Below are 12,455 nucleotides of genomic sequence, written 5' to 3' on the forward strand. Positions count from 1 at the left end.
GGACCGTCTGCTGCTCCTTAATCGCTTCGATGGCTACCTTCGCCTTGAAGCCTGCACTGAATTTTCTGCGTTCTTTTTTCATTCTTACAACTGCTAAGTTAAACATTTAAGCAGCTGTCCAATATTTGGGGAGTACTATACTTATTCAGGAAGTGGCCGCTTTCGTTAAAGACAAACACGGATTCGAAAAACCGCTATATCAAGCACCCGAGATGAATCAACGGGATAAGGTTTTAACGCCGTACTCGCCTCTTCGGCCTCCGTATAATTGGGGAAAGATTTCTTGGAATACGCTATCCGGCGGTCCTTCTCTCCAAAACGGCATGAATTGACAAGGGAACCTAGCAATAAACAAATACCAAAAAAAATAAAGCTACATCTCATGAAAGTTTACAATCGGGGCTGCTTCCGCAAGGTAGTATATCTAATACGCATTTGCAAGGTTTGGTGAGTCCTATTTATTATCAAGCTGTTATCCTCGACTTTATCTGAAAACACCTATTCTATGAACGTATAAACATGCAATAATGGATTGCTGCTAATAGATACATTTTCATCTATTTTTTTAAGATAGTCAGGCAGTTTTTTCCAAACATCATCATTCTTTTTATAAATTTCCATCTGCATTTTAAATTGATCAGAAGGATAAACAGTAATTAGGTTATTATCATCCCCATCATGGGCAAAATAATTGTAAAATGCCATACGATCATCGTCATTAGGCATCGCACTAAACACTTTTGTTTTTTTTGAGGCTTTAGAGTATATTGCTATATTCGCGCCCTGAAAACTAAAAGTAATATAATCTTTACTTTCTCTAAAATTAGATACTCCATAAACATATTTGTTTTCCTTAGCATATTTAAAAACACCTTGAAGGTCTTTAAAATTATCAAAGAAATTATCCGGTGTTTTGTTCCGTCCAAAATCTATATAGTATTTGGGCTTAAATTTGTTGCCATCATATTCATATATCATTTCTGAATAAGGCAAGCTCACATGAATAGTTTTGTCACTTATAATATTAGGGGCCGAACTGCCCAGTGAGCTGAAAAATTTATCTTTCTCATCCGTACCAATAAAATCTTCCCTTTTTCGTGTTTCCAAATCATATGTCGAGAACATTTTACCTTTCTCTGTGTATATAGGCCTGAATAAAAGCTTATTATCCTTATACCCTATGCTTAAATATAAATCATTTATTAAATCTTCTTTAAGAAATTTCCCGTCCATTCCATAGGTAATAAGCTTATAAGGCCTGTCAGTATATAGAATAACCCTTTCATTATCTTTATCAATTGTAAAATCCATTAAGCTTGCATATTCCCCTGGGCCCTTACCAAGGTCTTGTATTTTATTCAAAAACTTTCCTGTATTACTAAAAATTAAAACAGCGTTTGATTTTCTATCTAAAATAAAAATTTTATCCTTATGTAAACTTAACCTGTCAATTTTAGCAAAAAGGGAATTTTCAATCGTCTCCAGCGGAATGATTTTTGAAGAAGTAAAATAGTCTTCAAAATTACCTACAGGATATTTTTCTTGGACATCAACTTTTATATGTTCTACCGCTATATTTTTTTGCTCATTGGTGGTTTCTTGACATGAACTAAAACACGCTAACATTATCACAACTGTATTGAATATAAAGTTTTTCATTGGTTTAATTTTAGAGCGATAAATCCTTTGTAAATCACTGATTTTAAATATTATATGTTTTTTTAACACCTTTGCAAAATACATAAAAACCCTTGTCCCAGCTCACCGATACGCCGAATGAAAGAACCATGATTATCGAATATCACGAAGGCATCATGTGTAGATCGGCGATGAGATATCCCTCGTCAGCCAAAGGGAAAAAACGTTCGGCAGCTGCAAACGTTGAGCGGTCGTCCGTTTGCAGCTCGATAATTTCCAGTGTACGCGGATCAATCAGCGTGTCGATATCGAACGGGCCAAGATTATTCTTTGTGGAAACTTGGATCAGGGGGATGCTGTCCGTATGAACGGTTTCCCCGCTTTCGAAGTCATGCTGCACCGGACGGCATGACCACCAAGGCCCCAATAGGCCCAGAACGAGCAAAGCGATCGATACCTTGTTATTATTCGTGAGACCTGCTGTCCAAACGGAGTTCATCTTCATGCTTAAAGTTTACAATCGGGGCTGCTTCTGCAAGTTAGTATATCTAATACGGATTTGCAAGGTTTGGTGAGTCCTATTTATTATAATGCCACTTTCAGCGATTATCCCCGACGCTATCCACAGTTCACCAACGATACCCTGTCCATGGCGACAAGCTTGAAAAGGAAAAAAATTCATTCTTCCGCTCGTTGCTGGCCGATAGTACCCAAAACCAAAGGCCTATATATTCGGCTTTTGCTTGGATGTAATTCAAGTGAGCATGCGTACAATTCATTTCTCCATGCGTGCAAATTGTACTAGATTGAAATTTGGGTTTACACATCTGCATTTTGTGTTGGCACGTATGCAGTTCAGGTTATCACGCGGACAATTCATTTCTCCATGCGTGCAAATCAGTTTTGCGTGTAAGCAAATCAGTTTTGCACTATTGCAATTCGCATTTACACACATGCAATCGTAGCTACTACTGGAGTTGCAACTTATAAACAACTAATATGGGATTATCGGTTGGCGCTAATTCGGGCATTAAGTTATATAGGCTAGGATAATCTCTTTCCAAAGCCTCACCAGACATATGGCCTTGTTCGATCCAAGTGACAAAATCAACTGAAATACTCGTAATAAAATGATCTTTCCCAGCAGTCCCTACAACTTCATAACTTAGCGGAAAACCTAATCTGAAAGGTTCAAGAATTTTGCTTTCCTCCGATGCATGGGATCTTTTTCGATGGCAAAATGCGGTAATAATGCTCCTTTCATATGCGTATGTAAAGGCTAACGTATTTTCCGTTTCCACAACCTGTTTGTGTAAAACTGCATATGCTGATGCACCCTTCGAATATTCATCAGATGAATTCCTCATCGCCATAGGAAGGGTGCTTTTCCCAAAATCAAACATGTATTTGGGGTATATTTCCGAGTTGTTTGTTAATTGAAATATCGTATCCGAAAGTGGAGAACTGTAAAGCAGGCCTTCGCTGTTGTTGAATATAAAACCCGAATACCCTAGCGTCTTTTTGAACGCCTCTGGGAATGGGAACAGTCGATCCAACACCTTACCCAATCTATTCATTACAATTAAATTGTTCTTTTGCGATAACTCATTGTCGTTATGATTGATAAAATAATAATAATCCGTGCCAATCTTTCCAATTGCATTGGCGTATAAGCCGTTCCTTATCGTCTGGAGGTGATTGCCTTCCAAATCATAGACAAATACAGCCTGCTCATTATTGCTCAACAGCAGCAAACTCTCGTCTTCCGGATCCAGCATAAAGTCCATCAACGTGGAGAACTCTCCCGGTCCCCGCCCCATTTTACCTATTGACTGGATGTACTTACCTGCCTTCGAATAAACGTTGAGGCTTGCATATCTTTTATCCAAGACATAAAATCGATCCTTATGAAAGACCACCTTGTCAATCTCGGCAATGAGACTACGTTCATTGGTCTCTAGCGGGATAAACTCGATTTCAGCTATCGCCTCCCTGAAGTTATCCATCCGATGCATTTTGCTTATGTCAATAACATAACTATCATCGCTTTCTGCGTAATGACTTTCAAATTTCTTATCATTGCCACAGGCGCAACACAATAGACACAAAGCAGTAAATTTCGGTAATACGCTCATACGTTTATGGCATTAAAAACTATATCGCGATGCTCGCTTCTTCGGCCCCCATACAGTTGTGGAAAGGTTTCTTGGAATATACTTGTTCGGCGGGCTCATCTTCTTTACAATCGGGGCTGCTTCCGCAAGGTAGTATATCTAATACGTGTTTGCAAGGTTTAATGAGTCCTATTTATTATCAAGCTGTTTTTAGCGATTATCCTCGGCTCCATCCACACGACCGCCCAAACTATTGAATATAAAACGTGATACCAATACATAGTTCATTACAGATACCACGCCCATGGCGGCAAACTTAGAAAGGTAAAATTCCAGACCAGCCATCCTATGCAACACGTGCAACAACACCGTACTTATGACCACGGCAAACAGTGCCAAGGTGATGAAAGCGGCAAACTTTCGCAGGCCATTTCCCCGGTCGACGAAAACCCACATCCGGTTTGACTGAAAACTACACCCCGTAGCCACCGACCAGCCGATACCGTGGGCAATATACGGATCGATCCCCATCACTGAAAAACAAGCCCATGTTACCGCGAAATCGAGACCGAAGCAGGCAAAACCAGACAGATAGTATTTTATAAACTTTCGGATGCCCATCATCGGATGCCGCTGCCATTACTAAATGTTCCTTTCCCGGATGAGGTAAGGCGGTCGTCTCCGGACCTCCATCAGCGTACGCCCGATATACTCGCCCATCACACCCATGAGCAGAAACTGGATCCCGGCGATAAACAACACGCTGGCAATGATGGACGTCCAGCCGGCAACGGTCTCCTCGGTAAACAGGTGCATGTACAATGCGTAGAACCCGTAGCAGAATGACAAGCCGGCAAACACCGCACCGATGGCCACCGAAAGCCGTAGCGGCGCTATGCTTCCCGAAACAAATGCTTTCATCGAAAGTGATAGGAGCTTCAGCAGCGAATAGCGGCTGCGGCCATGCTGGCGGACGCCGACGTCAAACACTACCGTAGCCTGCCTGTACCCCATCCAAGGGATGATGCCCTTGAGGTAAAGCCCCTGTTCGCCGAAACCGGAAAGAGCCTTGACCACCTGCCCGTCAAGCAGCCGAAAATCGGGTGCATTGGGGATGATGGCGTGCTCGGCGAAGCGATTGATTACCCGGTAGAACAACCGTGAGGCCAACCGGTTCCCAAAAGACGTCGTTCCCTTATCTGGCCCCCGGCGGATACCGCATACTACCTCATATCCTTCGGCCCATTTATCCACCATGGCCGGTATGGCCGCCGGCGGATGTTGTAGGTCGGCGTCCATGCACACCACGCAGTCCGCATCCAGGGCGTGGTCGTAGCCTGCCTTCAACGCTAACTGCTGGCCAAAATTGCGTGAGAGGCTCACGTAATATATCCTCGGATTGGTAGCTGCAAGCGCCTTCAGCACATTCAGCGTACCATCAGTACTGCCGTCATCAACAAAGATAATGCGGCAATCGTACTCCCTAACAACATCTTCCGTGCGTGAAAGAAACTGATGAATGTTGCCTTCTTCGTTGTAGCAAGGAACAATAATAACTAGCTTCATATCTTCGAACGAGACGGCTTATCGCATCTGTTTGAGACAGAGTTGTATCTCGTACCGCTATAACTACCTAAGTAGGCTACACAATAAACTAATACGATAGTAGCATTAACAGGGGGAAAAATCCTCATTTTTCATCAAACATTGCTTGGATATCTCTAAAATATATATGCAAAAGTGATTTCATATTCGAATCATATATAAAGGGCATCGTCATATTACCCTTATTTAGAACAAACAAATAGGGTACATTCAAGCTTTCAAACATAGAAGATGCAAGTCCATTCTTTAGATAAAATATCTTACCCCCAAAGCCATATTTTTTTCTTATTAAAACATCTGAATTTGCAGATCCACTTGTGATAAGTACAACAATATTCGCTGATACAAAGTCTTCCGAAAAAAAACTACGAATTTCATTAAACATATCCGTAACACAATCATTACAATTCGAATCTGAGAACCGAAGCACAAGTATAGGTTGGTTTTTCACGACGAAAAAATCTGCAAACAATCCCTGGTTAGGGGTAGTTCCTTCAACAAACAGCTGTTGGCTATAACCTTGGACGTAATACGTTAACCTGTTTTTCAACATGAGATTATCATCGGTCAAATATTTTTCCGAAAGTTCTAGCTCTTCTTTTTCTATTTTATTTCGTATCAACAAAAAGATACAACTTAAGAGTGCAAGTAATAGCACAAAAATCAAAACAAATGATATTTTACGAACCCCTATTATCATTACCTAAAATTGTTTAAATCGATAAAATGCCAGTACTGGGTTACTCCGCTCATCAACCTGTTTGAAGAACGCTTTGAATGATGCTGAAATTAATTTATGCTTCTTTGAAACGATATCAGCCACAGGTATATCGCTTACAAACCAATCGCCAACCTGCGTAAGCGGGGAGCGGAAAAAAGGAACCTCGTTAAAACCGAGGGCGTAGCCGCCGAAAAGCCGGCAATTGTCAGAACTCGTATCAAACAGTCCGTTGACATGCCTTTTGCCATTATAGCATGAAAAGAAAATATGCGTATTTGTCTCGGAGAACGTACCATCGAAGAAAACAGCATCAGGTTCTGTTTCCAGAAAGTGTTCCAGCTCCCGGTAGCCATATCTGTCGAAAACGGCCCGATCTACCACGGTCCCGCCATTGAACTGAAAACGGCATTTCAACGCCATAGAATCGCCACCAAAAGCATAAACACGATTGGCAAAGCGTGGCGCATAGATGATCTCGCTATCGTTCATGTCCCGCAGCTTAAACGCGTACCAGTGTCCAAAGTCGGACGCATTTTCATTAAAACGGAATGATTTATATAGGTAGTTAAATGCCGTATCCGAAACGACGATATCATGATACGAAAATGCCGGTAAGTGAAGATTAGGTTCTCCATAGCCCGAATAGACATAGTGCCCATCATCCGTCAATTTTATATCGTCGAAGAAAAATGAGGTTTCCCAGCTTCTGAGGTAATCGCCAGAATAGCTGTAGACGTGGACTCGCTTGGATTTCATATCGTGTATCAGTATCTCCTTCGCTTTACGGTTGATAGCAACGCCATTGATACCGGCATATTCGGCAGGCCCCTTCCCTAGGTGGCCTATTTTATTCAGGAAACGGCCATTTTCGTCAAAGACAAACACGGATTCGAAGATGGTGTCGTCTACAATGAAAATAAAACGTCCATCAATATACAATTCGCTAATGTTACCGATAAGGCACTCATCAGTCGTTTCAAGCATCACATACCGGATGCTGTCGATGATATCTTGTACATACACATGATCTTCAATCTTCGCCATGTCAACGACAATATCAAGCACATGAGACGAGTCAATGGAATAAGGTTTTACTGCAGCGCTCGCTCCTTCTGTCTCCATATAATTGGGGAAAGATTTCTTAGAATATGCCGCCCGGGCGTCCGTCTCTCCAAAATGGCACGAACTGACAACAGCACCAAGTAATACACAAATACCTGAAAAAATAAAGCTACGTCTCATGAATAAACGACATTTAATAAAGCGCGGTCATACAAATATAAATAAATTTTGGCGTCAAGATACTCAGTAATGATAGCGCAACAACTATCGAGCGCAGAATCCCTCTATCCATTCTGAATACCGTTTCGAGAGCTGGTGTCATGTCTGCGCAGATGTGTAATCATAGCACGGTTTTGCAGCTGCTTGAAGCTGATTTTTGACAAGACTGTGCGCAAATTTCTCCGTATCCAAGTTGTCCTTCTGGATGGACAGGTAGTTTCTGAACTTATCCTTAAACGTCACATCTGCACTACCTCTAGTGTACACTACTTCAGATGGAACGAAAGCTTACTCACCTATATGTTTAATGTTAACGAACATAGATCTCTAGCGACAAACAACCGTATTCAACTAATAAATGATGTATCTGAAAATGTCGCCAAAATAGAGCCTTCTGCACCCACCTCCTATAGCATAGAATAAAGCCATGATTCTTTTCGTAGTTATGCTCTTGCAATCCGTGTGTCCCTATTTGTTGTATCGTAACACTCTAATCAAAATTTGATTGTTGGCTTGTTAGTTATTCCATAAAAATTTCAAATCACTACAGTGTATTAAACGCAAGACGTCTATCCAACAACTTTGTGAGGCTTACCACCTTTTACACGTAATTTGTAATTTAATTGAAAAATGAAATGGATAACAACTACTGCGGAATATATGGGCCGTCCCCGGTACCAGGACAATAAACACCAGGCGTACAACTAGAAAATATTGTCCAATCGGGACACGTAACCTTATTTCCTACACCATTTGTATAGTACTCGTACTCTTCATAATACCCCTTTTGACCGTTCGCATTGACTATAACTGTATATCCTTTAATTATAGTTCCGACTTGAACATCTCCGCTAACACCAACCCAACGGGTACCTTGCACTTTAACTATCGGACATTGGGTATACGTTTCATTTTTCACCTTTTTGAAATATAGGGTTTCACCCGGTCCGCTACCTCCACTCCCCCCCGAACCTGCGCTATTCGCTACCAACAATTGCCCAAACAATGTCGTTTCGCCTTCCAGATTCGTGTGAATGTTAAGCATAAACGCAAAAACAAATACCACTGCCGCAATGGCCCGAATTACTGTTAATCTGATCTTTTTCATGATTACATCATTTAATGTTTAAAATATAGTGTTAATAAATCCATAAACACAACAATTAACTCCACGCCCAAGCATACCGCCAAGCAAACACCCCAAGGTACAGGGTGTATACCCCCATTACCAAACGGCTGTCTACCGCCAAACGGAATACACATAACCTATCGCGCCTCAATACGTAGTACGACAGCGCGAAAAACAGCCCGGTCCCGCCTAGATAAAGGTACCTGTCGGCAATAAGCACACCACGCGCCATCGGTATGATATGCAGCGCCAAGGCCAAGTTGACCGTCAGGAAACCAAGCCCGAACAATAATGTCACCCATCCCCGCTTCCAAGCGAAGGCGGCCAAAATACCTAAGCAAGCTACTACAAACGGATAAAACCAGTAAAATGAGGGTAATGCCTCTCCCGGTTCCATCGGGAACGCATACCAGTAATTGAGCCAGATTGGGAGTAGGCTTTTATACAGATATTCGGTGAAGGCATAGCTGGCCAATACCAGTCGCTGCCAGAAGGGATAATACTCATTGGCCAGTTTGGCCGCAAAACCACTTTCCTGCGCTTGAAGGCTCACTAAGGCCATACCCAACGCCATTACAAAAAATGGCAATACAGATACCCAATAGCGACGCCTCCTTAACGCAATTCCAGTATACCCATCTATCAATAACAAACAGACAGGGAGCACCACGGCCTGCTCCTTGCACCCGAAAGCGAGGACATAAAACAGCATGGCCAAACCCCAATACACCCTCCCGGCCGGCCGGTAACGCAGGTAACTGAGCAACGCCAATAAAACGAATAGGGTATATAACAGATTCTTGGATGCCGATATCCAGGCGACCGATTCTACCTGTACCGGATGTATCGCAAACAATAGCGCCGTGGAAAATGCGATAAGCCGCATCTTAGTAACGTCAAGCGGGCTATTGCTGCGCGACCTATGCGCCGACAACAAGCGCTGGATAAATGTATGTACCAATATTAGGTTCACCATATGGAAAATCAGGCTAAACAAATGGTACCAGAATGGATCAAGTCCGAAAAAGCGGTAGATCAATGCATAGTACAATGTGTTTATTGGAGAATATTGACCATTGTAGAAATGGGTGAAATAATGCCGAACGGTTTGCCAATCCAGACTTCGAACAAAGGAATTTTCGTACAGCATCCAATTGTCGTCGTCGCTTCGCTGTGAGAAACCATGGAAAAGCATGGGATACAAAACCAAAACAGTTAACCCAACAAGCAACACTAAAGGAATTGCACCTACAACGGTTGGGAAACGCTTTTCCATGATTTTGATACTTAAGTCCATAACCGGTTTATCTTCCTCACAATGTTACCACATATCGCGGGCACTGACAAGCCATAATACACGCCGTTTATTATTTCGACAGTCCCAGCGATTATTTCCATCCTTTCAGGCATTATATTGACCATCCGGGTTATTTTCAACGTATCGTTGTGCGCCGGCCATCGCCCGGCTGATCGCATTCTCACGCACCATAGCGGTAATGTCAGCCCGCTGCTTCCGTACCTTCACATAAAGCCTCAGGTGAAGGAAAAGAAAAAGAGCAATAGCCAGATAAATCACTACATCGACCCCTCGATCTACGCCGACCCATTCGGCCACCCTGTTACTGTAGTCAGGATTGGTAATCAACAAAACAGCCCCAACTGTGATGATTGAAACCAATACTTTCAGAAAGACCGGCCTTCTGAAACTCGAAAGTCCCAAAAAACCTAATCCAAGGGCTGATAGGCTAAGTATAACCTGTATAATCGTCATGAACGTAATATTTTATGGATGATCAGATCTTTTAAAACAAATAGGCTGTCACTGTGCCTCTGGCCCTTATTTTTTGAGTACGCCGTATACGAAATCTTAACGGGGCTCTCGCCAAACATGAGCCGATTTGCTTTCATATTGAGGAGCAATTCCGTTGCATGAGCCATCCGGTTCTCCCGGAATTGAAATGCCGGGATGGCTTTGGTGTTGAACACGCGCAGCCCGTTGTGGGCATCGGTCATCCGGATGCCGGTAAACAGGTAATTGACCCATATCGCTCCTTTGAGTATCATCTTGCGGCCCCAAGGGATATTGCTCTCATCGGTGATAAATCGCGAACCGAACACCATATCGAGTTTCTCGCGCTTCAGCATCGCAATCATCCCGGGGATGTCGCCTTCGTCGTGCTGACCATCCGCATCGAAGGTCACAAACGTTTCACCGCCCTTCCGTGCAGCAAATTCAACACCGGTCTGCAACGCTGCGCCCTGCCCCAAGTTTACCCCGTGCCTCACATAATACACCGGCCAATCGATAACGTTTGGCTCCAACGACGGATCATTACCATCGTCCACAATAACGATTTTTACCGGGAGCCGCGAGAGCCGCTCCACCGTCTTGCGTACAAGACCAACGTCCTCGTTAAACACGGGTACAATCACGTAGCTATTATCCATCCTTCGCAATTTCAAATACGGTAAACTGGCTATTATGGAATACTTCAATCAACTTGGTCGGGAACCGCTGCCGATATGCATCGACGGTACGGGGATCAATTTGGAAATAACTTCCTTTTTCGTTAGCTAAAACCATATAATCGCCGGTGGATATAACGTTTTCGATATGATCAAAAATCATCGCCGACCGCCTTTCGGAAAAAAACGTCAATGCCCTAGGCCGGAAAAAAATCACGACAGCATCGCTATCAGTATACTCGCGGATGTAGTGGAACATTTCCTTGGATTGTACAGTATACGGACCTTCCGTTACGGTAGACCGATCGAAATTGCCGACGTGAGCGGAAAAACCGATAACGGCAATGACCCCGGCAACAGCAGCAACCGAATAAGCGAATACCGGGCCGTTGAACAGGTAGGTCGAGAAACCGGCTAACCCCTGAATGGTGAAATATAAGATAAAGGGGAACGAGAGGTACAGGTAACGCAGTTCATGGTACGGCCAAATGATAAACACAGCCAGTAAACCCATTAGAAACACGCTAATCGGCAGATCCCGGCAGAACCTCGAAAAGAACCCAAAAAGAAAAAGACCATAAACGATGCTTTTCAACGGCTGTTCCAAATAAACGGAAAATAGTGCCCCATAGCCGTTAAAAAGCCGTTCCAGCGATTTGGCAATCGTCTGTGCCGACACGAGTTTAAGATGGTTTACATGCGAGATAAAACCACTTTCAAACAACGAAATGAATAACAGGGTGAATATGCCTGCACTGATATAGGGGATACTGATTCTTTTCCATGTGCCAACGGTAAACACCCTGTTCTTCAGCGCTTGCCTAAACTGAACAGCCAGCAACGCCCCGAAAAGTAAAACACCTTCGGTACGAATGAACGTAGCAAATGAAAGAACGATACCCATAACGATCATCAGCCTAAGTGTAGGGGATTGGCCATCATAGCGGTCGATCAAATACAGACCCAACGCTGCGAAAAAAAGAAAAGGCAATTCAGACAATACGACGGTAGTATGATCAAAATAATAGGTACTAGCAAACAGGTAAAGGATAAAAAAATGAAGTAGCACCACGTTAAGTTTGTTTTTGAATAACGGGTACAGCATGCCGAGGAATAGAAAAAAGAAGAGGATCACCAGCACTTTGAAGGCGACAATATTTGCACCGAAAAACACATAAACACCCGATAGCAGAATTGGCCATCCCCACGGAGCCAGTACAGGTGAAAAGAACTCCGCGCTAGAAGCTTTAATGCAAAATAAGTTATATTCAATCAGCTGGTCTACGGTATGCTGCGTCAATGACCGCGCTTGGCTTAAATAAAAGGCAAAATCATCGCCCCAATTGTGGTCCGCACGGATGCGGTAGAGGTATGTACAACCCAATACAAGGTACACAAGCAGGAGTGCAGGGCGGGCATATATTTTGATGGGGCGTAAAGGCATTGTTGTCTATCTCAGTGGTTAGTGTTATCCTATACAATACTAAGAAGCATTTTTCAC

General features: G+C 43.0%; 12 protein-coding genes. All 12 read right to left on the reverse strand.

Going from position 1 to position 12,455, the window contains the following annotated elements:
• Positions 1–498: 498 nt before the first annotated feature.
• A complete protein-coding gene (locus VNQ80_RS03695) occupies positions 499–1,659 on the reverse strand; it encodes a 6-bladed beta-propeller (protein WP_325636103.1) in 1,161 nt (386 codons plus the stop codon).
• Between the two features lie 142 nt (positions 1,660–1,801).
• Entirely contained in the window at positions 1,802–2,143 is a 342-nt protein-coding gene (locus VNQ80_RS03700; protein WP_325636104.1) for a hypothetical protein, read from the reverse strand.
• A 463-nt stretch (positions 2,144–2,606) separates the two neighbouring features.
• Positions 2,607–3,773: a 6-bladed beta-propeller gene (locus tag VNQ80_RS03705; RefSeq protein ID WP_325636105.1), complete on the reverse strand. Its 1,167-nt coding sequence runs from the start codon at positions 3,771–3,773 to the stop codon at positions 2,607–2,609.
• Between the two features lie 189 nt (positions 3,774–3,962).
• Entirely contained in the window at positions 3,963–4,376 is a 414-nt protein-coding gene (locus VNQ80_RS03710; RefSeq protein ID WP_325636106.1) for a GtrA family protein, read from the reverse strand.
• An 18-nt stretch (positions 4,377–4,394) separates the two neighbouring features.
• Entirely contained in the window at positions 4,395–5,318 is a 924-nt protein-coding gene (locus VNQ80_RS03715) for a glycosyltransferase family 2 protein (protein ID WP_325636107.1), read from the reverse strand.
• A 124-nt stretch (positions 5,319–5,442) separates the two neighbouring features.
• On the reverse strand, positions 5,443–6,057 hold the full coding sequence (locus tag VNQ80_RS03720; protein WP_325636108.1) for a hypothetical protein: 615 nt from the start codon (positions 6,055–6,057) through the stop codon (positions 5,443–5,445).
• Between the two features lie 3 nt (positions 6,058–6,060).
• The gene (locus VNQ80_RS03725; RefSeq protein WP_325636109.1) at positions 6,061–7,320 is read right to left on the reverse strand and encodes a 6-bladed beta-propeller; all 1,260 of its coding nucleotides are present in this window, start codon (positions 7,318–7,320) and stop codon (positions 6,061–6,063) included.
• Between the two features lie 685 nt (positions 7,321–8,005).
• Complete coding sequence (locus VNQ80_RS03730; protein WP_325636110.1) at positions 8,006–8,467, reverse strand: hypothetical protein; 462 nt, start codon at positions 8,465–8,467, stop codon at positions 8,006–8,008.
• 55 nt (positions 8,468–8,522) lie between these two features.
• Positions 8,523–9,764, reverse strand: a complete 1,242-nt coding sequence (locus VNQ80_RS03735) for a hypothetical protein (protein ID WP_325636111.1) — start codon at positions 9,762–9,764, stop codon at positions 8,523–8,525.
• Positions 9,765–9,890: 126 nt separating this feature from the next.
• Entirely contained in the window at positions 9,891–10,259 is a 369-nt protein-coding gene (locus tag VNQ80_RS03740; RefSeq protein WP_325636112.1) for a DUF2304 domain-containing protein, read from the reverse strand.
• Positions 10,256–10,936, reverse strand: a complete 681-nt coding sequence (locus VNQ80_RS03745) for a glycosyltransferase family 2 protein (protein WP_325636113.1) — start codon at positions 10,934–10,936, stop codon at positions 10,256–10,258. The genes VNQ80_RS03740 and VNQ80_RS03745 overlap by 4 nt, the downstream gene beginning before the upstream one ends.
• Positions 10,929–12,398: a hypothetical protein gene (locus VNQ80_RS03750; RefSeq protein WP_325636114.1), complete on the reverse strand. Its 1,470-nt coding sequence runs from the start codon at positions 12,396–12,398 to the stop codon at positions 10,929–10,931. The genes VNQ80_RS03745 and VNQ80_RS03750 overlap by 8 nt, the downstream gene beginning before the upstream one ends.
• Positions 12,399–12,455: the final 57 nt, after the last annotated feature.

Origin of the sequence: Parapedobacter sp., from assembly GCF_035556095.1 — a bacterium.
Lineage (GTDB): Bacteria > Bacteroidota > Bacteroidia > Sphingobacteriales > Sphingobacteriaceae > Parapedobacter.

What these genes read in the sequence shown, in the direction of transcription:
- VNQ80_RS03750 (WP_325636114.1), bottom strand. Translation starts at nt 12,398, where the DNA reads ATGCCTTTACGCCCCATCAAAATATATGCCCGCCCTGCACTCCTGCTT.
- VNQ80_RS03735 (WP_325636111.1), bottom strand. Translation starts at nt 9,764, where the DNA reads ATGGAAAAGCGTTTCCCAACCGTTGTAGGTGCAATTCCTTTAGTGTTG.
- VNQ80_RS03710 (WP_325636106.1), bottom strand. Translation starts at nt 4,376, where the DNA reads ATGATGGGCATCCGAAAGTTTATAAAATACTATCTGTCTGGTTTTGCC.
- VNQ80_RS03730 (WP_325636110.1), bottom strand. Translation starts at nt 8,467, where the DNA reads ATGAAAAAGATCAGATTAACAGTAATTCGGGCCATTGCGGCAGTGGTA.
- VNQ80_RS03740 (WP_325636112.1), bottom strand. Translation starts at nt 10,259, where the DNA reads ATGACGATTATACAGGTTATACTTAGCCTATCAGCCCTTGGATTAGGT.
- VNQ80_RS03720 (WP_325636108.1), bottom strand. Translation starts at nt 6,057, where the DNA reads ATGATAATAGGGGTTCGTAAAATATCATTTGTTTTGATTTTTGTGCTA.
- VNQ80_RS03715 (WP_325636107.1), bottom strand. Translation starts at nt 5,318, where the DNA reads ATGAAGCTAGTTATTATTGTTCCTTGCTACAACGAAGAAGGCAACATT.
- VNQ80_RS03725 (WP_325636109.1), bottom strand. Translation starts at nt 7,320, where the DNA reads ATGAGACGTAGCTTTATTTTTTCAGGTATTTGTGTATTACTTGGTGCT.
- VNQ80_RS03700 (WP_325636104.1), bottom strand. Translation starts at nt 2,143, where the DNA reads ATGAAGATGAACTCCGTTTGGACAGCAGGTCTCACGAATAATAACAAG.
- VNQ80_RS03745 (WP_325636113.1), bottom strand. Translation starts at nt 10,936, where the DNA reads ATGGATAATAGCTACGTGATTGTACCCGTGTTTAACGAGGACGTTGGT.
- VNQ80_RS03705 (WP_325636105.1), bottom strand. Translation starts at nt 3,773, where the DNA reads ATGAGCGTATTACCGAAATTTACTGCTTTGTGTCTATTGTGTTGCGCC.
- VNQ80_RS03695 (WP_325636103.1), bottom strand. Translation starts at nt 1,659, where the DNA reads ATGAAAAACTTTATATTCAATACAGTTGTGATAATGTTAGCGTGTTTT.